Here is a 22073-nt window from a genome sequence, read left to right as displayed (position 1 = left end):
GGCTCATATGCAATTTGGAAAAGTGAGCAGTGATGAATTAAGCGATCTCGGTTTTGATAAAGATGAAATTGCTCTAGTTCATACTGCCGATCCCGTACCGGCTGAATTAGAGGGAGAGAAGGATTATTCCGATACGGTTGGAATTCCTGTTTTTGACGGCGAAAAAATCGTTTTTAACAACTCCTAACTGTTTTCAATTCATTCCCGTAAGGAATATCTATGGCAAAGCGTGATTTTCGACAGGAAGTCACGGATCAGATTATTGAGTTAATCGAGTCCGGGCAAACACTTCCGTGGGATAAAGGATGGAATAATGTAGCGGCACGTCCCTTTAATCCATTCTCTGGTACAACATTTAAAAGAGGCAATAAATTTAATCTGTTATTAATTCAGTCAAATCGTGGATCTATTGATCCGCGCTGGATGACGATGAATCAGATTAGAAAAGCGGGTTTATCATTGCGCAAGGGTTGTCATGGTGCGCTGGTTGAATACTGGAATGTTGTCGATAAAGCTGCTGATTCTGACGCGAAACCGGAACCAGAACGGAACCAGGCATCGGATAACAATGAACGTCCACGAATGTTCTGCCGTACTTTTCTGGAATTCAACGGTGAAGACATTATTGGTCTGCCAGAACTCTCTTATGCGCAGCCAACCTTTGATTCAAATGAGCTGGTTGAACGCCTGGTTGCGGCTACCGGCGCGAAGATTGAATATCGCACTGTGACCGCCAATGGCCTCGATGTCATCAAAGATGCTGCATTCTTCTCGCATAGCGCGGATACGATTGTGTTGCCACCAAAAGGCGCGTTCAAAAGTGAATCTGGCTATTACGCTACGCTTTTGCATGAGCTGGTTCACTGGACAGGACATCATACACGCCTCAACCGGCGTGAACAGGGGGAGCAGCGAGATCCATCGTCACCGGCCTACGCGAAAGAAGAACTTCGCGCTGAGTATGGTGCAGCTTTGCTGACGGCAATGTTTGCTATTGATGGCGGCGTTGAAAATCATGCCTCCTATCTACAGAGTTATTTATCTGTCCTCAAAGATGATAAAAACGAAATTTTCCGCGCAGCGTCTGATGTTGAGGGCATTGTTGATTATCTGTTTGAATTCGATCCTGAACTGCGTCAATTCCTTGAAGGTGAACTTATCAAGGAGAATGTGCTTGATGTTGAAAATGGTGAAGTTAACACCAAACCTGTAAACCAGGCTGACCTGGGTGGGCTTCCAGCATTTACCCCGGAAGTCGCACAACCCGAGCCACCAGGCGCTCCTGCATCTCCCTTGCTTGAAGGTGACAAATGGATTTTCTATCTGGGGATGTTAGGGGAACAATTCATTCAGGATGGTAGTTTGCCAGAAGGTTACATGCGTTCTATGCGTGGGGTGACGGAGCAAAGTCTATTTCATACCACTATGAAAAGGCACGAAGCGGGTAACGAGCCAGTAACAGAGCAGGTAGTGATTGATTATGCCATCAGCACTATTGGCCGTTTCAAAAACCATAAGTGCTTTGTTGATGTCTGGAATCATTTTAAGGAAGCAATGGATGCAGAGCTTGGCAATGAAGCTTCAGTTCTAGGTAATATTAACAATGATCAGAAAGCGGCCATTATGTCCCATATGGATTCATTAAAAGGCGATATGGCCATTCTGGCAGATACCTATAAAACGGATTCCTTTGAAAATGCGCAGTCAATGGCATCACTGCAGGCCGAAAGATTGTGGGGTAGCAAGGAAAGGGTGCCTGTGAATGGTGAGATGTTGCTTAAACAGATCCAGACATTCCATCCAGAGTTGGCCAGTTACATTATGCCAGTTCCACCGGAGTCGGTAATGGAACCTGAACCGGAAATTATACCGGCAATTATTGAGCCTGAGCCGCAACCAGTGGCATCAGGAGGGAGTCGCTACGATATGGATGATGAAGACGAAGACGAGTTTATCCCTGTACCGGTATTTGACGGTGAGCCTGGCAGTGTCGTGGTAGCGGAAACCACTTCCGCTGCAGATGAGGAGGTGTTGTTCGCCCCTTTGGGTAACTCGATACCTTATGACTCCCCGCAACCGTAACAACAATCCAGGCCAGCAATAGCTGGCCTTATTTAATGGTGACGCTATGGCCAGTGTGAAGCGAGAGCACATCAAACCCCTGTTACAGTTTATCGATCACATGTCTGCGCAAAGTATCGCGCTTATAGGTATGCCTTTAGTTTTGAATTCTTCTGTAGCCGTTTCTATCGAGGAGAATGGCGCGTTCCCGGAGGGGGTGGGCGAACTGATTCTGGTGACATATCAGAAGCTACGTAGTAATCAGAGCATTGAATTGGCCGCAGACAACCTTGATGTGTCCCTGTTGGCAAGATCAGACTATTTCAGCTTTATGATGACACTGAGGCGCTACGGTATTGTGGATGTCAGAGAATCGACATCAGTCGTTGAGTATTTTGATGCACTGGTCTATTACGATGCGCAGCGATGTGATGAATATTTCTCTTCAACTACAGATGATGAGGATGTAAATAAAAGTGCTCGGCTTTTACCATAAAAAAAAGCCCGTATTAAACGGGCTGTACTAAAGTTGGCGAGTAAATAAATGGGGCTGAGGAATCATACTACGACTCAAATATATCATTGCAATTAAGTAATGTAAAGATTATGAATGTTATAGGCTGCAAATAATAACCATGATGATAGTGTATTTTCATCTTCCAGAGTCGTAGTGATGTTATTTCTTGTGTGACATTCAATTCCAAGAGCATCTTTTTTATATAAAAGATCGGCTTCAAAATTTGATAAAACCGAAAAGTCATTTTTTGGAATCAGAATAGTATTGATTTTTGATTTGTTGTTTGAAAACCGACATGTAGTGACCATTAAGCTGTTTTTAATTTTTTTGGTTTTGGTTGATATTAGAGCAACGCTGCTTGATGTCCCATTCTTTAAATCAATGCAAAATGTCCCGGATATTTCGGGAAGAGATTTTGCATGAGTAGCAATAAATTCAGCGTATTCGCTGCCATGAGTGTTGGCATCGACAGAATGAGTTATTTTACCTGTGTTTAACCAAGATGAAATCATTTCAAGTAATAATGACTCTTTAGCCGGGGCTGTTAATTCTCTGAATTCATCACAGAAAACCAATGATGCGTTTATGGTATGTACATCAAGCTCTTGTGTGGACAGCGAGTCCCACGTTTTCGGTATCTTGTTCTCGTAGTGTGTAAACCATTGTGTCAGTAATGGATTCATGCGTACACCGGTTCAATTAGTATGGGTTGAGGATAGTTGGCACTTTGATTTTCGTGTATGTAATGTGCCAAGGCGTTTATCTCGCTTTTATCTGAGATGTTATCGATTAAATCATTATCAATCAGTACGGTAGCAAGTATACCTGCACCGTGACTGCTTTTGGCGTAGCGTATTGTAAAAGTCATTAACTACCGCCCAGGCGTTCGTTGAGTTGCTTTAACTCTCTGTTGATACTCTTTTTAAGAGTGCGTACATCATTGGCACAACTGATGTAAATGCTGTCTTCATATTGTCGCACTATTAAATCATTGCTTCCTACCTGGTTCATGAAATAGTTTTCAGCGATACGGTTGACATGCCCCATTGCCGCTACGCCATCACTGGTAGTTAGGTTATCGGGTGCGGGAATCACAGCGGCAAATTCATTAAAATCGCCGTCATCATTACTGCCCTGATGAAGTGAAAAACTTGACACCGGATAGCCCCAGATACTGATAGTGGCTGGTAAAGTAAAGATAGAATCTGTTACCTGGCTCATATTGCCGGATATGAGACTTTTACCGCCAATAGCTTCAATGGTTTTTACAAACTCTTCTGGCGATGTATTTTTTTTGCAGGTTACGTAAGAGATGAGGTTATTTTCCATTTCATTACCTGTATCGGATAAACAGGATGTAGTGCCAATTAGGATAATGCTCAGTCCCAAAATTAAATTTTTTCCAAATGGAATATATTTCATGAAATACTCCTTGTATTGATTAAGATATATATTAAAATCATACTAGTATTTAATCAATATATATGTTTTATTGAATTGCCTTATCTGGTTTTTTTCATGATAACGCCACGTTATTTTTTCTTTAGGTTTTTAATTTAAATTTATTCATTTAATGAGACAGGAAATCTTGCATGAGAACAAAAGTAGATTTTCTCAAAGAATTACGCCCATGCCTTACAGCCAAAACGTTAAAAGACAAAACAGAACAAGTTGAAAAAACATTAACAGGGGTGGAGTTATTGAATTTTCTGAGCGCGGCAGATCATTGTCGTGCCGAAATTCTCACGGGCTGTCTTTATAAAAAAGTACCTAGTGAAGTGTGGGAAAAACTGTCGCGAGCACAGATTGATTAATTTATGAAGAAAATCATTATTCTTTATAATTTCACCGATTATATGGCTCAGCCATGGCTTGATGATGGTTATGAAGTCTGGTGTTTTGATGGTCAGCATAAGTCCGGCATTACCCGTGATGGTAATCACATTAAAGTGGGAATGTGGTTTGATGCCTACACAACCGGCCAGCACGTCAAAGACATCATGAATATGGTTGGGAAGGGCGTTGAACTAGTTTTGGGCTTTCCAGAATGCACAGACCTGGCTAATTCAGGGTCCAGGCACTTTGAACGCAAATTACGTGAGAATCCAGCATGTCAGGCAGAGGCCACGGAGCTTGCTCGGATGGTCATGTATCTGGGGCAGTCATTAAATGTTCCATGGGCGCTGGAAAACCCTGTTGGCCTTTTAAACACTATCTGGCGCAAGCCGAACTTTTACTTTCATCCATATGAATATGGGTGCTATTTACCAGAAGATGATGTTCATCCCGATTTCCCTGATTACATACTGCCACGCGATGCCTACACCAAGAAGACGGGTATTTTTTCAGGAAATGGTTTTATTGAACCCGTTCGTCGTCCTATTAAACGGGAATTGGTCAATAGGGATTCTAAATGTGCTAAACGTTCGGATAATAAAGATGCAGCGGGATATTCGGCACAATATGAAAGATTGGGTGGCAATTCTAGTAAAACGAAACTGATTCGCTCAGCAACACCACGGGGCTTCTCATTAAGTGTCTTTGCCTCAAATGCCCGTCGCGGTTCTTCACGGTTGATCGTCCCCTGAATCTGAGCACTTTAATGCTGTGTGTTTGCCACCTTATGGTGGCTTTTTTTTATGAATTGAGTATTGGTGTAAAGGTGTATAGGTGCTAAAGTGTCTGTGTGTAGGCGCGTAAGCGTTCAACTCTAAAATTCAGGGGAAAAGCATGGCCGGAACTATGCCACTATCACGTTTGTACCCAACAAGACCTACCAGGATCTTTTCAGTGGTTAACTCAAAAGGAGGCGTTGGAAAAACCACCGCTACCGTTAACATCGCCACTGCCCTGGCTCTGGCGGGTTATAGGATTGCTGTACTTGATACCGATCCTCAAAAAAGTCTCGTCAAATGGAATAAAAGTGACGCTGCAATTTTCGATATCTATCAGGGTAAAGATGAAAAAGATGTCTATTCTCTGAGAAAAGATCTGGGTACTGAATACGACTTCATTATTATTGATGGAGCGGGGCATCTGAGTGCGATTACTGCCGCATGTGTGATGATCAGTGATTTGGTCGTCATTCCACTGAGTCCAAGCCCTCTAGATTTTGAAGCAACTGGTAACGTGTATACCATCGTTGAAGCAATGAGGGTAAGCAGACCTCAGCTCATCGCAAAAATCTTAATTAGCCGTTACCGGCCAAACGCCAAGATGTTCAGTGTACTGATTAATAGTATGCGTGAGGCAGGACATGATCGCTTCAAAACAGCTATCAAGCAGCGTGAGTCCTACGTGTCTTCAATGCTGGCCGGTGAAACGGTGTTTGATACGCCAGACGGGCAAGCAAAAGGTGAAATACAGGTGTTGGTACGTGAAATTACCGACATTTTTGATGAATTAGATAAGGGGTAATCTCATGGCTGAAAAAGTTTCTTCCGGCAAAACAATACCATCGATGACCATGGGTACAAGTGACAACGACGGTATCAATAGCATTATCAAAGAGGCTCAAGACAAAGCCGCAGCAATGGATGATCCGTCGAAAACAAAACAGCGAACCAATATTTCATTTGATGGGGATGTTCACAAAGCCCTACGTTTGCTGGCTTTGGAGGAAAACTCATCCTTGACCGAATTAACTAATAAATACTGCCGTGAGGCATTGGTTAAATTGGGTCATTTAAAAGCGTAATCTTCTTGGCAAATGTTCTGGTTGAGGTGTGGAATGGACGAATCAGTTTCTGTAGTTTCTGGTGTATTGAGATACGAGGCTTGCATTGCTTTGGGTCTACAGCCTCGAATGATACAAATGCCGAAAATGGTTGAAGTAAGTGGTTCACCGGCATTCAAAGACTGGTCTAACCGACTCGGTACGGGCGAAAAACTTCCGAGAGGGAAGTATTTCGCACAGCAGCAATTGATTCGTCACATTATCTCTAATTCAGTTTCTGAGGATGTTAAACAGGGTCATGACAGGGTGTTAACTTTTGATGTTGGCCATAAGTCATCTGGAAAAACCGTACCTAGCAACCAGCTTGCCTGGTAACACTATAATCTGGAGGTTTCGATGGAAGCTGTCATTCGCTCAAACCTGGAAGTAGAAGCACTCAAGCAAAGCTGGCTGGCTGATCCGTATTGGGATTTAGAAAACTCAGAAGGGTTTGAGGCGCATCGAGAAGAACTGCTGGCCTTTAGCGAAGCGCAGGAAGCTATTTGGGAAAATGAAAGAACTAACCGTCAAAGTAAGTGAGAAAAAGGCGGGTTAAATGTTCGGAATCCCTATTAAGTATTCTGGATATCCGGTTGAAAGGATATCCAGTGCCTTATCAAATAAAGGCAGTTATCAGCTCTGCTTTACTTTGGTAATTTAATAATTACATCCCCTTTGTCACATAGTACATAACCCGCAATTCTTGAATTATCTGTATTAGTCACGACATCCAAAAGGAATTTATCAAAATCACTTTTGGTCGCTTTGCCTGCTTTTCCATGTACATCAATATTTTTGAAAATATGCATGATCAATTTACTCTCTCTGGTTGTTTAATCACTGATTTAGTCCCGTCTTTGTCCCACATCCATTTATGGCTTCTTCCTTCAAAACCGTAAGGGATTTGCTTATATTTCTGGCGTGTCAGACTTGTATTGATGCCTGCGAGAGCGGATGAGCGCGTCCCCCAATGGTAGCCGCCGTTAGTCGTTAACCACTGAATGATTTCAGCAATGGTGCGCGATTCACCATCACTCATCAGTTGTTCAATACGCAACATCGTGCGCTTCCATTCGGTCATATAGCAACCACTGCCGGTCGTTCCGGGCGTGGCAATACGGGTGTCCGGGTTTAGTTGTTTTCTGAGCACTTTCCCAAGCGTTCTTGAACCCGGAACCAGTTTACCTTCTTTGCGTACTCTCAAACTGTATTCCGCGCCGTGTCTCTTTTCCTGGTAATCACCACGTCCAACCATAACCGCTGGAGTTTTTTCAACAGTTATCCAGCCGATACCATAATGCGCCAATAAGTGATTCATCAGATCGCTCGGTCTGCCTCGGGATGCTGCTGTAGCAATCATGATGAAGTGGGGTAATCCTGTTCTGTCGTGAAACTGAGAGGTGAACCAGCTTAATGCCTGTTCCAGTACCGGAAGTCCCAGGGCTTTTTTTGTCTCGATGACATTCACTAAATGATTTTTTGAGGCGATGAGGTCGGGTCTTTTCGAGTGACCTTTTAAAACGACTTCGGGGTAAACATCCCAGCTATAAAATTCAAGCCATTTGGATACAACAGCCGCTATTTCAGCCTCTGTCATTTGTGGAGAAAACTCATCACCGAATGTGGGGTTTGAATCCAGAACGCAGCGATAGGGGCGTTCGAAACCATCAAGGCTGCTGTCATACTCACTGAAATATCGGTAATTCAAATTGCACTCCTTGATTATTAATTTACATGGGTATGCATGGATAAGTTAGGTATCTCAGGTGAAAATGATTTAATTACCTTTCCAAGGTGTTTTTGTCGTAAAAGTGTCGAAATTGATTTTCTTTCGTATTCCAGTAAAGGACTCGATAAAAATCCAATACGAGCAACGTCGATATATTTTCTATAATATTTACTTTAGCAATAAAACAATTTACTTAAAAGCTCTATTAATACTACTGAAGTATTTTTTTTGGTTTATGAATTATTAATGTTTAATTGGGTTGTAAATACGTTCTCGAAAAGGGATTTGATCGTGTGCGGTTAATTTCTTTGAGGTTGTGATTAAAATCGAATGTAAGTTATAATATGTACAGGCTTTCCATTTGACTATGTATGGAGAAAAGCATGATTCACATAGCAGATTATCCTCAACTCAAGCGAGCGGCCTGGTTCATTGACAGTAGCGCGGAATTTACTGATCAGGAAGCGCTTGCGTTCTACGAGCGCAACTGGAAATACATCGAGCAGGACAAACTACAGCCTCATGAGAAGGCACTCCTTGAGCGCCTGGTGAAGGAAGTAGGTAATGGGGTATTGAATGTTTAAACATCCACATCACCAAAAAATAGCGACGTTGCTAGAGAGCTTTAACGTAGACGTTCTTCGGGATACATCCTGTTTGTTTGGTGGCGGTACGGCCATTGTTATGAGCTGCAATGAGTATCGCGAATCAGTAGATGTAGACTTTCTTTGCAGTTCAACCAAGGGGTACAGCCAGCTCCGTTCCTTACTTTTTGGTACTGATTTTTCCCCGCTATTTAATAAATCAGTTGAAATGGTTGGTGACATCCGCGCAGATCGTGATGGTGTACGTGGATACGTCAAAATTGATGATACGAACATACGTCTAGAGTTTGTTCGGGAAGCCAATATTGATTTAGAGGAGGGGGGAGTAATATGTGGTGTACCGACACTGAGTAAGGTTGATTTGTTTGCCTGCAAATTGTTAGCAAACACTGATCGTGGTACTGACCTGCAATCAGGCGCAAAGGACATTATTGACCTGGCGATGATGCAGCATATGTGGGGAGATATACCAGAAGAGGCCATGGAAAAAGCCGTTGGTGCATATGGCCTGGTAGTCACTCAAGCTTATGAAAGTACCCGTCAGATGATTAATAAGCGGCCTGTATTTGACCGTTACATAAAACACCTGAAAATTGAGCCAGAAGCACAGGATATTATTATTTCCGTACTCAATCTGGACTTTCCAAAAAACGAAAACGATTTAGATTATAATTATTAACATTTGATAGCAGCCCATAATAATGACGCTGCTATATTTGGTTGTGACATAATGAAACTTATACATGACCTGCGTTACCAGTCGCCACCCATAACTGTTAGTTTTGTAGCCGATAGCGCGAGTAACTCATTATTTGGTGAGTCACTTTTACCGCTATGTGTTTCACCTAATACCAGGCCAAATCCATCACCACCTGTCGTGTAATAAATCGCATCAGGGTAATGCTGGCGAACTTCTTCAAGGAGTTTTGCCAGATTATTCGTAATACGATAAAAACGGCTTGAGGCGTTCGGCATTGAGTCTGACAACAATTCATATGCAGACTCATCGCTGGTAGCAATATGTTGCTTTAATTCTTCTGTATTCATTCTCATTTATCCCCGCCAAGTCCAAACTGATTTTTCGGCTTGTAGCCCCTGATTACTTTAAATCCAGCTCCAGTAATAAGATCAGCACATTCATTACAAGCTCGGTTAAACCCTAATAGCTCCTTCCTTTCGCCAGAACCGGCAAGTTCAGCAGGTTTTACTCTGCCCGGAATGAAAACAGGTGTTTCTAATCTGGCTTGTAGCTCAGTGATGAGCTGGCGATACTGTGTGGCCTGGTAATGAAGGTCAGCGTTCTCGGTCGCAAACTTATTCGAGCGCTGCTGCGTCTGCTCCAACACCGTAATCAATTTGAGTACGTCCTTGTCGCCACCGCCACTGCAGTCATACCATTGTGACTCTTGATAGTGTTCATCTGCTATGCCGCGTCCTGGTGCGAAATGCCACCCATTATCATCAACAATTTGACCAGAACACGCCCAAGTGTTGATACCACCTCCAGAACGTTGAAGAGTCAATTCACCGTCACATTTACTGCATTTAGGAATTTCGATAGGGTTGTAGCGTTCCCGTAACTTCTTGATTAATGATTCGACTTCGTTGTCATTGTTCATTGCGTAGTTTTTCCTTACGGTCTTTTAGGGCTTCTTTATAGCTGGCTTTTGCTGCCTTTTTGGTTGGTTGCCAGTCGCCTTCTACATCACGGTATGTATCCCAATTAAATCGTGCGTATCGATACATCCGGTATTCATATTTGCCTGTGAAAAATCCTGTTTCACGCTGCTCAATTTCGGGTTGATTGATGCAAAGCCACTCAGAAAAAGAACAACCATAATCTGCATGAAGGTATTCATCATAAGCAGTTTTCTTCTTCGGTGTTGGTAGAGACGATATTGCTGCAACTTTACCTTTGTCTGTTACGTGGTAAACAACATCACCACATGACCAGCTTGGTGCCTGGCCGACAGAGGCAAAGCCTTGCTCGACCAATTGCCGCCACGCCGTGTTATCTGGATTTCCACTACTGGCTAGAAAGTAATTACGATACGGTTCGCGCTTGTGTTCATTTATTCCCAATGCGTGTTGCATAAGTTCAATGTTTTTGTTCATTGTTTGCCTCCAGTATTTCAGCTAACCGTTTTTTTATTGCTTGGTTTTGCAGTTCCTGCAGTGGTCTTTGGTGAAGCTTTTTTCGTTCGTTTTGAGTTGGATAATTTTTTTAACTGCTCATGTTCAGTTTTCACTTTCACAAGTTCTGCAGTTAACGAGCGTTCTTCCTTCTTATAGCCTGCGATTTCTTCTCGTAAGCGAGCATTATCATCAGACATTACAATTTGGGCTGCACGACTTGCGGCCAGTTCTTCTCTAAGCGTCCCGTGCTCAGTTGAAAGCGCCTCAAACCTGGAAGATAGAGTTTTAAACTCAGTTGTGAGTGACTCAAACCTGGTGGCTATTTCTTCCTGTGATGCCCGAGCATTTCTTGCATTTTCCTCTTCTGTAGAACAACGACGGTCAAGATATTCATTGTCCCGTTTGGTTTTAACCAGAGCCGCATTACTTTCATCAAGTGAACCCTGCAGTTGGGATATCTGGCTTTGTAAGTCTTCCTGTGTGGACACATGAGCCTTTTGTTCAGACTCCAGCTCCGCTAGTGCTTGAGTGTATTGCTGTGATTTTTCTTCAAGCCTGGCTTCATAACGTTTTTCATTGTTTTTTGCGTTAGCTTTAGTTTCAGCTAATTGGTCAGAGAGTAGGGCTGTATTCTTGCTGGCAAACTTAACCTCACTTTCTAATCGTTCAACCTGGCGAGTAGACACAAGCAAATTTTCTTCCGCGTCATCAGCGAGGGATCTGGCTTCTTCGATACGTGCCTCATCAATCCGTCTGGCTTCGTCATAACCGGCGTCAGCAAGTTTCCTTGCATGACTCCAGATGTCTAAAAACGGCCTGATAAGTTCTTCCGGTATCGCTGCAAGATAATCATCTTGCTTACGGACTTGTTCCCCCAATTCAGCCAGGTAATCAGCCTTGCCTCGGTTGATGTCATTTGCACTTCCTTTACCAATCAATGTTCTGATGGTCATCCAGGAAGGTATACGTTGCCCGGTACGGGTAATGGCATCGCAACATATCTTCGTTAAATCGTATGCGGTCTTGCTGCCGCCACCGGCTAAAGCTGTCGATACAGCTTCGACGGCTGTGGGGTACAGGTCAGTAGGGTTTGTCATAGGAAATATCCGTTCATATACGCACATACATCATTATAAAAGATTCCAAACAGTATGGAAACGAGCGAAACCTGCTCATTTTGTGCCTGTAGAGTGACCTGATACGGATATGATATATGAACGTATATGATACTGCATAGTACCTTTAATCAAATAAACTTCCGATAACTACTATTATCAGAAGTTTTATAAGTTGTGATGATCGGCATCGAAACCAATTTTTTGTGTAAGAATAAGGTTGTTGTGGCGTGTAGCTGTAGTGCTTGCACACAGCCATTTTGGGGTAATAATATTTTTGCAGTGGATCTGGGCGTAGGCGGCCTGAGTATAGAGTGTGAGGACTTGAGGACTCAAAGCGGAATGCTGCCAGAATTGGTTCACTGTGAATTTTGTTGGGCTAACTCCTCATCCATTAGCCCGGCACTAACAACCTGCTTCGGCGGGTTTTTTAGTATCTGGATGTCTGCCAGCAAAGCAACCAGAAGCGTTACGGGAATGTGGTTGTATCAATACTCAACAAGACGTTCCTACGTAAATTCTTTCCACTAATCCCCCTGCCAGAATCTCAGATTTCACGTAGCGCAACGTAGTTTCTAGCTTTATCAAAAATACTCACCGATATTTCTCATACGATTAAATCTGTAACTCACTGTAAAACACGAAATCTAGCTTGCACCGGCTGTTCATCGAGCGAGTTGGCCAACTGAAACAAAGATGACGACGGTAGCAATTATTTTGAATGAGTGAGTCACCCAGCCAGGGTGTTGGACTTACGTATCCATGCATGGACCAGGCACAAGACGGCCTGATTTTCGGAATGACTGCACCAGTGATACCTATTTGCGAAGCAGAACCTTTGATATTAGAAATCTTCGCATTGAAAACTGTGCATATTTATTATCAATACCTGACCAGAAAGAAAATGAATTTAATGTTGAGAAATTAGTGTATGGTTCCGTAGATACCAGAAATAGCTTCACCACATTAAGAGAAGCACTTGTATTTGTTCAATCAAATATATGTGATGTCGATCTTGTTGCCGATAATGATATTTTAGAGCATATAGCTTAGTTGATTTGACAAAACTATAGCTCAATGTTAGTTTAATTTTGTGATGTAGTGAGGCGCTAAGGCAACCTACCAGTAATGCGGTAAAACTGACATGGCCACCACTTTTAGCTACATTATGCAGTTGTCAGTGATGCATTACCTCTGACCAAAACTACCCGCTTTTTGCGGGTTTTTTTGTACCTTAACTTCCTAATTAGTAATGTTAAATTCATTTATCTTATCTTTGGAGGTATTTATTGTGTGTGATGCAGACTGTGCATTGGATACTGGATTTTACCCTGACCTATTTTATATCATGGTTGGGACTGTAATTTTTGCCTGGTCGCTTATTGAATCACTTTATGATATAGCGATCTGTTTTTAGAAAATCAATTTCCTGCCAATTTAAACAGTCTTTTTGGGTACATTTGGTTTAACCTGGATAATAAGGTGATTCATGAAAATTGATAAGGATTATAATTCCCGATATTTGAGATTTTTTTGTCAGTCCCCTGTTGTGCGCTTTGTTTTAATGTCCTCTGATATAGATGAACCAAACGATTATTGGTTTGAAATCAATTTATCTGAGCATGACGCTTTACAGGAAAAAATCAGACGTTTTTGTATTAACTACTGTTCAGTGACAGAAAACTATGTCTGGGGTGGTAAAGACAAGCATATAGAGTGTCAGTTTACAGTGGGTGATTTTTCATACGACGAGATACAAGAAGAAATTAAATCCATTGTTGGTAATGAGTTTGATGTTTTCGCCCGTCGAGCCATTAATGATGTATATTCAGAAATCAGAATCTATTTCCTGGTTAAGAATAAATACTTGCCATCCCCTGCTGATATGCACTGTAAGCGCACCTTATCTGAACTAGGTATTAATTTGACCAATGAACTATCTTCGCTCATTCATCTTTCAACCAGTGATAAATATTTTGTGGGGAATTCTATTCTAAGAAAAATATCTAGTTTTGTAGGAAATAACGATATTGAGCGGTTATCTCTGATTTGTTCTGATTTGTTATCTGATGCCTATCCTAAAAAACTTCGTTTTATTGCCTCCAAAATTAATTGCAAACTAAGAAAAGTCTACCATTTAGATACCCTAGTCGATGCGCTTGAGTTCAATGAGTTTACATTTAGATGGGAAAGCCAGTATATAAAAAAATATTTAAAAGACCTTATTGGCTTTGGTTGTCGCTATATAATATTTAATTTAAATGACGAAAATGAATGTGATTATTTAGGGGATCTTTTCAAAAAAGAAAGTGAATTTATCGAAGCGCAAGGCTTAGTAAGCCAGGCTGTTTTTTTTGACCGTCCATGGGATGTGTGGCTTTATGACCTCTGTTGTGATGCAAAAATATATGATCGTGAACACGGAAGATTCAACTGACATGGTGCAAGTTTTGGTTGCCGGGTAGGAGTATGCGTCATCAAAATGCCCGCTGTTCGCGGGCGTTTTGTTTAGTGTGCTGTCTCAGCGTGACCGTGTGGCGAGGCGACAACATGGGAGAGGTCTACCTCCCCTCTGGCACGGTTTAGATCGTATGCCGCCTGCATGGCCAGCCATAAACGAGCTGCCATACCTAAACCGGCCTCCAAGCGGAGCGCCATTTCTGGAGAGATTGCGGCTTTACCTGTTGCAACTTTGCTGAGGGCTGACGGAGATACGCCAAGATCCTTCGCCAGGGCGCGTAAGGACACCTCATAGTCTTCCAGGTATTCCGTAATCAAACCCCCTGGATGGGGGGGATTGACCATAGTCATCAGTGATAATCCTCTAAGTTCAGTATGTATGCATCACCTTCTGAAAATTCGAACGTAATGCGCCAGTTTGCTCTGACTGTGATGGCGTAAAGGTTTTGCTTATCACCTTTCAAAGGGTGGAATTTAAAGCCTGGGTAGTTTCTAAATTCATCCGTTGTCACTGCTTCGTCCAGAACCTGCAAACGTAGCTTTAGCCTTTCAACATCCTTTGCCAGCACTCCGCTTGCGTCGTCTTTTAGATAGAGCTTCTGTAATCCTTTGTGCTTCCAGCTTTTAATCAAAGCTCGCCCCTTCTGTTTCCCGACAAGAAACAGCATAACAAAAGTGTATCTCGATGAGAAACACTTTCTTGGTTTTAATGCCTCAGAATTAGAAAGCCCCCTATATAAGGAGGCTTTACTGGTATTAGACCAACTCAGGATATTACTCAGGCGCTTTTAACAGTGAACGACGCTGGCGGTTGGCGGTTGAAACGGCAATACCCAATGTTTCGGCAATCTCGCGATCTGTTTTTCCTTCGCTGATCAGCTTCGCAATCTCCTCTGCATTACTGCCTTTGCCCTTGGGACGGCCTCGGGTTGCCTGTTTTTTCCAGTGATAGCAGACGGCGGTAAGACTGATCCCTAATTTATCGGCTGTTGCAGCCTGGGTCATTCCTTCGGCTTGGCATTCCTGAATGGCCTGCACATCCACGGTTATATTTGCCACGCTTTACAACTCCTGTATGTCAGTAAACAAAGGCGGGAATTCCCGCCTCTGTATTTTATAGTTAGACGCTGAAAGATCCACGTCTAATCAACTCAACCAGCCTGGCTGCTGCGCTGCGCTGCGCCGGTACATTTGCCATAATGACAGGCCGCTCCTTAGATACATCAACACATGTACCAGCCCAATTTTTGATAAGGAAATATTCTTCTTTTTTCCAGGTGTCGGCCTTAACCGCTAGTTGCTCAATCATTGAGACGGTAGCATTGGCATCATTTTCTTTTAGCAACTCGGCAACGGCATAGCCAAAAGCATTAATCATTACAGCATGGAACTGAATGTAGTCCTTCTTATATTCATTTTGTTTCGTGCTATTTTTAATATCTTCAATCCCTGTTAAATATGCCCATGACTGCCAGATAGCCTCGATATCTTCCTCTGGTAATTTCTTGTCACCGGCACCGATGAATTTAGATGTTGCGTCACAGATAGCCTTGAAACTCACAAAATATGGTTTTTTTGAAGGTACGATATTGTTTTCAAAATCGGTAATCTCTGAAAAAATAGCATGACGGCGCAATATACCAATAACTAACTGTGCTACATCATCACGCCCATCATAGGCCATATTAAGTGTTGCTGATGGTTTAGAAGCATTATTATTTATATCACTGAAAAATTGCTGTCTAGTTTTCAGTGGTAGCTTGACAGTTAGTAGGATCGGAACACTTAGAGAAATATCATAGTTACGGATAAATTCAATAATGCCTCTTGCTCTGTGCTGTCCGTCAAAAAGCTTAATTGTTGCTTCCATCGGGATTTTTGCGATACCAATCATTGAATTGCCGATACATTGAAAGTCTATCTCACTATCACAGTTTCCGATTAATGCAGGGATAATAAACGGCGTACCGCTTTTAGCGGAATCAGTTAGATAAGCTATAAACTTCTTCACCCGTCCAGAGTTTATTTCGCGCTGAGAACGTTCTAGTGCATGACCTAAGCTGTCACTACTCAGCAAGCTTGCCAGCGTTCGGGCTGGAACATTGAGCATAATGGTTGTCGTTCCCCCCTGTAGACCGTAGACGCCTGGTAACTGGTAGTAATACTCTTCCGTTGCTTGTGCTTTTGGAGTTGGCAGAGTGCTTTTCGTGGTGGTATTCATTTTGGATAGCCTTCAATTTATTGGCGACAGGTAGAAGTCCTGCCGCCAGAATTTATTTAAAATTGTGCCCGAATTGCTTGATAAACTTCTTCCTGCCATTTGGATGATTTAATGACATCTTTCATTAAATTTTCAGCCAAATGGTGATCCTCACGACAAAAAGAAATTAAATTTGAAGAAACATCGAAATCGTCAAAGGCTTCAATATTTGTAACTTCTGATTTAAAACCAGAGTTATCTACATCCGCTGTGAACTGGAACCATAATAAAGGAAGATTCTCATCATCCTCTTCACTGTTACGATCAGATTCAAGTTTGTAAAACACATCGCCACCGACGAAAGCCTTTCCATCTTCTTCCTCTGCCACGTTGACCTGCACGTCAGAAATAAACCAGGTTAAATTCTTGAATTTGCTTTCAGTTAATTCGTTTAAGTATCCCATCATTTCTCCGGCGTTTTATTTGTTTCGATGGAGTAATAATAGCTCTGACTTGATTCTATTGCAATATATATCTAAATATATTATGCAATTTAAAGCAGGGAAGTTTTTAACGCGTGGCTTCGCGATACTCTCACCTCGAATTTTCAAAACGACAAGGACGGATCATCGACAGCACTGTATGTGAATTTATGCCCATGGGCATGGAAGGCGACTATGCCGTATCTAAAGTGATCACCGCTCTACAATCGCCGGAAATTACAGTGTTTATCCGTCACACTACCCTCCCCCCCACTGCCAGACCGGTTTTAGATTTTTACTATATAGCAGCGATAAAGGAATCGAACGGTCGGAGACAACATGTACTGTAAGCCATACCTCTATCAATAAAACTCACCGATTATAATTACCAAGAGTTAGTCTTAACTTACTGTTAAAAAACAATTCGTCTTATCGCCCGTTGTACATCGATCGTGTTGGCCATGTCGTTTCTCAGCTGCGACAGATACAGATATTTTGAACAAGATTTCACGCGCTCCGGGGCACATTACGGTAAACTATCCTGGTAAACTGGATTAACAATAATGAGTGGGGAAAGTATATGAAAAAATACGCATGGCCTGATGGGAAAGTAATGCCTATACAATGTCCTAATTGTTCTTCTATCGTAAATGTGCAGATTGAGAACGTCAGGGATTGGGACGTGCCTAGTCGCCCGGACGAGTGTATGGAATGCGGCTGTGAATTTGATATTTCCCATACAGGGAAAGCAACAATACTTCGTGCGCATCCTAAGCACTCGACCGCAAAAGGTCTTGAGTTAGCAAAGAGGGTTATCACCTTCGATCCAAGAATTTAAGGCCGCTTGGACGGCTTTTTTCTACCTCTCGTTTAACTCCCTGCCTCATTGGACATACAGCCTGTTCTGTCCACAATTTCTTTTTTACCGCGCAAAAATTAAGACTTTTCGCAGTCCAAATAGCACTCTCTGCCTTTTTCTATCCTTTTAACCGATATACGATGAAAAACAAATACCTACAATTTTAAAGTGGTTTTTATGGCGCTACATGGAAAGTTTGTTCTGAATGATGCGGATTATTCACCTCTTACATTTTACGGTGTAGGTACATTCATGGCATTTTCGGGTGGGGGTATATACCGTAACAGAGGCGCATGTGGGGATGTACTCAAAAGTGGCCCCTTGCCACCGGGTAAATACTGGATTGTGGAGCGTGGCTCTGGAGGGGTTCTTTCAGGGCTTAAAGCTGATGCGCAGGATCTCTGGAATAAAACGGTGAACGGGACAGCATTCGGGCGTGATGAATGGTTTGCACTGTATAAAGATGATTGGGGGATTGATGATGGAACATGGATTAATAATGTCCATCGAGGTCTTTTCCGTTTACATCCAGGGCATATATCAGAGGGTTGTATTACGCTCCCTAATAATTCTGATTATGCCTCTGTCAGAAATGCTTTGTTGCGAGCAGTCCCCGTTGAAGTTCCCTGCATGAAGTCCCTGATGGCGCGTGGTGTTGTGGAGGTGATAGCTAATGGAATTAGCAACAGTTGTCCAGCCCCTTAAAAAGTGGGGCTTATGGCTTCTCAAAATAATATTCTATATTGGACTTTTGATTACTGTAGGCCGTTCATTAGGTGAACCCGAGATATGGATAAATCATGAGTTTGCCGTGAAAGTGACAGAGGTTATCAAAGGTTATAATAACGTAAATGCTGAAACACTTTACGATAGTTATTTCTATATTTCATTTGTTACCGTCTTGCTTATTACAACAATAATTTACATTTTCTTAATGAAATTAATCAGAAAAATAAGGAGTTTCTAAAATGCCAATCCCCCCATATTTATGGTTAAAAGATGATGGTGGCGCGGATATTAAAGGTTCTGTAGATGTAAAAGACCGTGAAGGAAGTATTGAGGTTATTGGATTCAGTCATGGGTTGAATCTTCCGGTTGACAGTGCCAATGGCAAAATTACTGGCACTCGCTCTCATTCCCCTGTTATGTTTGAGAAAGAGTTTGACAGTTCAAGCCCTTATTTATATAAGGCTGTAGCAACAGGACAAACGTTAAAAAGTGCAGAAATACGTTTTTATCATATAAATGATGCTGGTCAGGAAGTATGTTATTTCACCATTACAATGGAAGGGGTGAAAATTACCGGTGTTAATCCTGGTGTACCCAATACTAAGTTAGCCGGGAACTCACAGTTAAATCACATGGAATCTGTTTCTCTCATGTACGATAAAATAACATGGAAATATGTAGACGGTAATATCCAGTATTCAGACGCATGGACAGAAAGAAATACTGCGTAGCGAAATTATTCAAATTCGCACAGGCCGAGCCATCGGCCTTTTATACCCGTCCTGGCGCAATGACAAAAAGCATCTGATTGTCGCATTCCTTTCATCTCGCTATACTGTAAAAATGTACAGTTGTTTGGTGTCTTATGATGAAAGCAGAAATTTACTCCCCCGATCAGTCAGTTAATCTAAAAATACCGTTGTTTTCCTACAGATGTGAGGCTGGTTTTCCTAGCCCAGCAGCAGACCATATCGACTCCACACTTGATCTGAACGAATACTGCATTCGCCATCCTTCGGCCTCTTACTACCTCCGCGCTTCCGGCGAGTCGATGGTCGAATCCGGGATTCAGTCTGGTGATCTGCTGGTTGTGGACAGGTCACTGACTCCGGTACATGGCAGCATTGTGATTGCCTGTATTGACAGTGAGTTTACGGTCAAAAAACTGTGCCTCCATCCCCGCCTGTGTCTGATGCCCATGAATCCGGCCTACAGCCCGATTTACGCCGATCCTGATGACCTGGAAATTTTCGGGGTTGTGACGCACAGCATTCATGATTTTCTGTAGGAGGCATCATGTACCTGCTGTGTGACGTAAACTCGATGTATGCGGCCTGTGAACAGCTTTTCAGGCCAGATCTGAAAGACAAGCCCGTCTGCGTTCTTTCGAACAACGACGGGAATTGTGTGGCGCTCAACCGCCAGGCAAAAAGCCTCGGTATCAAGCGCGGCGCACCGTATTTCCAGATCAAGGCGCTGATACAGAAACACAATGTCGCCGTGTTCAGTTCTAACTACACACTTTATGGTGATCTCAGTGCGAGAGTATTTTCCGTTCTGGACTCATTAGCAGTTAAAACAGAAGTTTACAGCATTGATGAAGCTTTCCTGCTGGTAGACGGCATCGAGGCCAGCGAATCCCTGCAACATTACGGTCAACGGGTACGGGACACCGTTTATCAGCATACCGGGCTGACCTGCGGGATCGGCGTGGCGCAAACCCGGACACTGGCAAAGCTGGCTAATCATGCCGCCAAAACATGGACGGCAACGGGCGGTGTGGTGGTGCTCACTGAACGGCACCGCCAGCGGAAGTTAATGCACCTGCTCCCGGCTTCCGAGGTGTGGGGTATTGGACGGAAAACCAGCCAGAAGCTTGGCGCAATGGGTATTCATACCGCGCTGGAGCTTGCTGATGCCAGTTTACCGTTCATCCGTAAGACGTTCGGCGTGGTTACTGAGCGCACTGTACGGGAACTTAACGGGATTTCATGCGTATCTGTAGAATCGCACCCCGCCAGGCAACAAATCATTTGCAGTCGCAGTTTTGGCGAGCGGATCACCACGTTACAGGCCATGCATGAAGCGGTCTGTCAGTATGCTGAACGTGCAGCCGAAAAGTTACGCGCCGACAGGCAGTTTTGCCGACATATCACGATATTTATGAGTACCAGCCCCTTTTCCCGCGATCCGTACTACAGCAACAACGCCAGCCAGCTCCTGATGCTGGCAACGCAGGACACCCGCGATATTGTCGCTGCAGCAGTCCGGGCGCTTGAATCAATATGGCGGGACGGGTACAGGTATCAGAAAGCGGGGATCATGCTCAACGATTTCACGCCCGGAACAGGCCAGATTGATTTGTTTGATGAAACGCCACCCAGGGCGAACAGCGCCGCGCTCATGCGCGTGATAGACCAGATAAACCAGAAGGCTTCCTGTGGAATTAATTTTGCCGGACAAGGGATCAACAAAGGCTGGCAGATGAAGCGCGAAATGCTCTCCCCGGCGTATACTACGAACTGGAAACAGCTTCCGGTTGCTGTCATTAAATAAGCGGTACATTGTCGCCAGAGCTGGCAGTAGCAGCGTCTGGCGCGTATCCTGAGTGATACTTAAATTTGCGTGATAGGTGACTTTGAATGGAATTAACGGTCTTAAATGTTGCTCTGATGGGGGCGGCTGGTTCGCTTATTGGTGTGGCGGTGTCGGCGCTGATTAACTGGATGATAGCAAAAGACAACCGAGCAAAATCCCTGAATGAATGGCGCAGAGAAAAATTACTGGCACTGGTCTATGAGTTCCTGCATGAATATAAAGAATGCACCTCCCGTAATAACCGGAATATAGGCCAATATGATACAAGTATAATTACTGAAATGGCACTTAAAAATTATCACCCCTGTGATCAGAAAGCTTATCAGATATGCTTGTTTATGCCTGCAAATAAGAGTGAAGATTTTATTGGTAAATATAATGCAATGAAAATTGAGACAGCAAAACAAACCGATAAAATGCACCATGATTTAATGACAGGCAATCATTATGATTATTTCTCAACAGCCGATGATTACAGCCAGCTTAATGATGTGATTGCGTTATTGTCCGGTGTGATAAAGAAAATGAAGTAACCCCGGCTCAGGTAAGCGACGAGGTGGTGTTTTTTCAGGCGCTCTCTCGTCAATTCTTGCCCCCAATCCCCCCGCAAAATCTCAGATTTCACGTAGCGCAACGCTCCGCCTGACACCATCAAAAAAACTCACCAATATATTTTGCAATGAAAAATACCTAACTCACTGTAAAACAACGATTCATTGAAACACCGGCTTCGCGCTGGATGCGCTGGCCATGTCGTTTATCAGCTGCGACAGCCACAGCTATTTTGAACAAGATTTCACGCGTTTCCGGGCGGCATCCGGGACACTGGCGGCATCGATACGGGCAGATCACAACGGCCTGGTATTA

Annotated in this window: 31 protein-coding genes; 18 read left to right on the top strand and 13 right to left on the bottom strand. The window is 43.1% G+C overall.

Annotated features, from left to right (window positions below; genetic code table 11):
* Positions 1-7 precede the first annotated feature (7 nt).
* The 3 genes from AC0IWZ_RS23100 to AC0IWZ_RS23090 are packed head-to-tail and all read left to right on the top strand — an operon-like array spanning position 8 to position 2557.
* Positions 8-187 carry a hypothetical protein gene (locus tag AC0IWZ_RS23100; protein WP_471679315.1) on the top strand — a complete coding sequence of 60 codons (180 nt, stop codon included), beginning with the start codon at positions 8-10 and terminating at the stop codon, positions 185-187.
* Between the two features lie 32 nt (positions 188-219).
* Positions 220-2082, top strand: a complete 1863-nt coding sequence (locus AC0IWZ_RS23095) for an ArdC family protein (protein WP_471679314.1) — start codon at positions 220-222, stop codon at positions 2080-2082.
* A 46-nt stretch (positions 2083-2128) separates the two neighbouring features.
* Positions 2129-2557 (top strand): hypothetical protein, encoded by a 429-nt coding sequence (locus AC0IWZ_RS23090; protein WP_471679313.1) that lies wholly within the window; start codon positions 2129-2131, stop codon positions 2555-2557.
* 92 nt (positions 2558-2649) lie between these two features.
* On the opposite strand, the gene AC0IWZ_RS23085 is transcribed toward AC0IWZ_RS23090, so the two are convergent.
* Both AC0IWZ_RS23085 and AC0IWZ_RS23080 read right to left on the bottom strand, forming a co-directional pair.
* Positions 2650-3261: a hypothetical protein gene (locus tag AC0IWZ_RS23085; protein ID WP_471679312.1), complete on the bottom strand. Its 612-nt coding sequence runs from the start codon at positions 3259-3261 to the stop codon at positions 2650-2652.
* Between the two features lie 184 nt (positions 3262-3445).
* Positions 3446-4000, bottom strand: a complete 555-nt coding sequence (locus AC0IWZ_RS23080) for a hypothetical protein (RefSeq protein ID WP_471679311.1) — start codon at positions 3998-4000, stop codon at positions 3446-3448.
* A 170-nt stretch (positions 4001-4170) separates the two neighbouring features.
* Here AC0IWZ_RS23080 and AC0IWZ_RS23075 point away from each other — a divergent pair, with 170 nt between their 5' ends.
* The 6 genes from AC0IWZ_RS23075 (at position 4171) to AC0IWZ_RS23050 (ending at position 6833) form a co-directional block, all read left to right on the top strand.
* Positions 4171-4392 carry an Hha/YmoA family nucleoid-associated regulatory protein gene (locus tag AC0IWZ_RS23075; protein WP_471679310.1) on the top strand — a complete coding sequence of 74 codons (222 nt, stop codon included), beginning with the start codon at positions 4171-4173 and terminating at the stop codon, positions 4390-4392.
* 3 nt (positions 4393-4395) lie between these two features.
* Positions 4396-5166: a Dcm methylase gene (locus AC0IWZ_RS23070; protein WP_471679309.1), complete on the top strand. Its 771-nt coding sequence runs from the start codon at positions 4396-4398 to the stop codon at positions 5164-5166.
* A gap of 154 nt (positions 5167-5320) precedes the next feature.
* Complete coding sequence (locus tag AC0IWZ_RS23065; RefSeq protein ID WP_471679347.1) at positions 5321-5995, top strand: AAA family ATPase; 675 nt, start codon at positions 5321-5323, stop codon at positions 5993-5995.
* Positions 5996-5999: 4 nt separating this feature from the next.
* Positions 6000-6275, top strand: a complete 276-nt coding sequence (locus AC0IWZ_RS23060) for a hypothetical protein (RefSeq protein WP_471679308.1) — start codon at positions 6000-6002, stop codon at positions 6273-6275.
* Positions 6276-6308: 33 nt separating this feature from the next.
* Complete coding sequence (locus tag AC0IWZ_RS23055; RefSeq protein ID WP_471679307.1) at positions 6309-6629, top strand: hypothetical protein; 321 nt, start codon at positions 6309-6311, stop codon at positions 6627-6629.
* A 21-nt stretch (positions 6630-6650) separates the two neighbouring features.
* Complete coding sequence (locus AC0IWZ_RS23050; RefSeq protein ID WP_471679306.1) at positions 6651-6833, top strand: hypothetical protein; 183 nt, start codon at positions 6651-6653, stop codon at positions 6831-6833.
* A gap of 104 nt (positions 6834-6937) precedes the next feature.
* Here AC0IWZ_RS23050 and AC0IWZ_RS23045 read toward each other — a convergent pair whose 3' ends face one another.
* The gene (locus tag AC0IWZ_RS23045; protein WP_471679305.1) at positions 6938-7102 is read right to left on the bottom strand and encodes a hypothetical protein; all 165 of its coding nucleotides are present in this window, start codon (positions 7100-7102) and stop codon (positions 6938-6940) included.
* Positions 7103-7104: 2 nt separating this feature from the next.
* Entirely contained in the window at positions 7105-8001 is an 897-nt protein-coding gene (locus tag AC0IWZ_RS23040; protein ID WP_471679304.1) for a hypothetical protein, read from the bottom strand.
* Between the two features lie 404 nt (positions 8002-8405).
* Between AC0IWZ_RS23040 and AC0IWZ_RS23035 the strand changes: the two genes are divergently transcribed.
* A complete protein-coding gene (locus AC0IWZ_RS23035) occupies positions 8406-8606 on the top strand; it encodes a hypothetical protein (RefSeq protein WP_471679303.1) in 201 nt (66 codons plus the stop codon).
* The gene (locus AC0IWZ_RS23030; RefSeq protein WP_471679302.1) at positions 8599-9306 is read left to right on the top strand and encodes a nucleotidyl transferase AbiEii/AbiGii toxin family protein; all 708 of its coding nucleotides are present in this window, start codon (positions 8599-8601) and stop codon (positions 9304-9306) included. Before AC0IWZ_RS23035 ends, AC0IWZ_RS23030 begins: the two co-directional genes overlap by 8 nt.
* A 74-nt stretch (positions 9307-9380) precedes the next feature.
* Here AC0IWZ_RS23030 and AC0IWZ_RS23025 read toward each other — a convergent pair whose 3' ends face one another.
* From AC0IWZ_RS23025 to AC0IWZ_RS23010, 4 genes are read right to left on the bottom strand one after another with little or no spacing between them, the layout of a single operon-like run.
* On the bottom strand, positions 9381-9674 hold the full coding sequence (locus tag AC0IWZ_RS23025; RefSeq protein WP_471679301.1) for a hypothetical protein: 294 nt from the start codon (positions 9672-9674) through the stop codon (positions 9381-9383).
* A gap of 2 nt (positions 9675-9676) precedes the next feature.
* Complete coding sequence (locus tag AC0IWZ_RS23020; protein ID WP_471679300.1) at positions 9677-10246, bottom strand: hypothetical protein; 570 nt, start codon at positions 10244-10246, stop codon at positions 9677-9679.
* Positions 10236-10742, bottom strand: coding sequence for a hypothetical protein (locus AC0IWZ_RS23015; RefSeq protein WP_471679299.1), 507 nt, complete (start codon positions 10740-10742; stop codon positions 10236-10238). The genes AC0IWZ_RS23020 and AC0IWZ_RS23015 overlap by 11 nt, the downstream gene beginning before the upstream one ends.
* 17 nt (positions 10743-10759) lie before the next feature.
* Positions 10760-11860 carry a DNA-binding protein gene (locus tag AC0IWZ_RS23010; RefSeq protein ID WP_471679298.1) on the bottom strand — a complete coding sequence of 367 codons (1101 nt, stop codon included), beginning with the start codon at positions 11858-11860 and terminating at the stop codon, positions 10760-10762.
* A gap of 1507 nt (positions 11861-13367) precedes the next feature.
* Between AC0IWZ_RS23010 and AC0IWZ_RS23005 the strand changes: the two genes are divergently transcribed.
* Positions 13368-14315 carry a hypothetical protein gene (locus AC0IWZ_RS23005; protein WP_471679297.1) on the top strand — a complete coding sequence of 316 codons (948 nt, stop codon included), beginning with the start codon at positions 13368-13370 and terminating at the stop codon, positions 14313-14315.
* A gap of 71 nt (positions 14316-14386) precedes the next feature.
* Here AC0IWZ_RS23005 and AC0IWZ_RS23000 read toward each other — a convergent pair whose 3' ends face one another.
* The 5 genes from AC0IWZ_RS23000 to AC0IWZ_RS22980 form a co-directional block, all read right to left on the bottom strand.
* Positions 14387-14689 carry a HigA family addiction module antitoxin gene (locus AC0IWZ_RS23000; RefSeq protein ID WP_471679296.1) on the bottom strand — a complete coding sequence of 101 codons (303 nt, stop codon included), beginning with the start codon at positions 14687-14689 and terminating at the stop codon, positions 14387-14389.
* On the bottom strand, positions 14689-14970 hold the full coding sequence (locus AC0IWZ_RS22995) for a type II toxin-antitoxin system RelE/ParE family toxin (RefSeq protein WP_471679295.1): 282 nt from the start codon (positions 14968-14970) through the stop codon (positions 14689-14691). The genes AC0IWZ_RS23000 and AC0IWZ_RS22995 overlap by 1 nt, the downstream gene beginning before the upstream one ends.
* Before the next feature lie 142 nt (positions 14971-15112).
* On the bottom strand, positions 15113-15397 hold the full coding sequence (locus tag AC0IWZ_RS22990) for a hypothetical protein (RefSeq protein ID WP_471679294.1): 285 nt from the start codon (positions 15395-15397) through the stop codon (positions 15113-15115).
* Between the two features lie 61 nt (positions 15398-15458).
* Positions 15459-16559 (bottom strand): DGQHR domain-containing protein, encoded by a 1101-nt coding sequence (locus AC0IWZ_RS22985; protein ID WP_471679293.1) that lies wholly within the window; start codon positions 16557-16559, stop codon positions 15459-15461.
* A 56-nt stretch (positions 16560-16615) separates the two neighbouring features.
* Positions 16616-17002 carry a hypothetical protein gene (locus tag AC0IWZ_RS22980; RefSeq protein WP_471679292.1) on the bottom strand — a complete coding sequence of 129 codons (387 nt, stop codon included), beginning with the start codon at positions 17000-17002 and terminating at the stop codon, positions 16616-16618.
* A 598-nt stretch (positions 17003-17600) separates the two neighbouring features.
* Between AC0IWZ_RS22980 and AC0IWZ_RS22975 the strand changes: the two genes are divergently transcribed.
* From AC0IWZ_RS22975 to AC0IWZ_RS22950, 6 genes are all read left to right on the top strand, one after another.
* Entirely contained in the window at positions 17601-17858 is a 258-nt protein-coding gene (locus tag AC0IWZ_RS22975; RefSeq protein ID WP_471679291.1) for a hypothetical protein, read from the top strand.
* 198 nt (positions 17859-18056) lie between these two features.
* Positions 18057-18584, top strand: coding sequence for a DUF2778 domain-containing protein (locus AC0IWZ_RS22970; RefSeq protein ID WP_471679290.1), 528 nt, complete (start codon positions 18057-18059; stop codon positions 18582-18584).
* 263 nt (positions 18585-18847) lie between these two features.
* Positions 18848-19339, top strand: coding sequence for an Hcp family type VI secretion system effector (locus AC0IWZ_RS22965; RefSeq protein ID WP_471679289.1), 492 nt, complete (start codon positions 18848-18850; stop codon positions 19337-19339).
* A gap of 137 nt (positions 19340-19476) precedes the next feature.
* On the top strand, positions 19477-19896 hold the full coding sequence (gene umuD, locus AC0IWZ_RS22960) for a translesion error-prone DNA polymerase V autoproteolytic subunit (RefSeq protein ID WP_471679346.1): 420 nt from the start codon (positions 19477-19479) through the stop codon (positions 19894-19896).
* A gap of 8 nt (positions 19897-19904) precedes the next feature.
* On the top strand, positions 19905-21164 hold the full coding sequence (umuC, locus tag AC0IWZ_RS22955; protein WP_471679288.1) for a translesion error-prone DNA polymerase V subunit UmuC: 1260 nt from the start codon (positions 19905-19907) through the stop codon (positions 21162-21164).
* Between the two features lie 86 nt (positions 21165-21250).
* Positions 21251-21739: a hypothetical protein gene (locus AC0IWZ_RS22950; RefSeq protein WP_471679287.1), complete on the top strand. Its 489-nt coding sequence runs from the start codon at positions 21251-21253 to the stop codon at positions 21737-21739.
* Positions 21740-22073 lie beyond the last annotated feature (334 nt).

The organism is Buttiauxella sp. AC142 (genome assembly GCF_979253435.1).
This window is presented reverse-complemented; position numbering and strand designations above follow the sequence as displayed.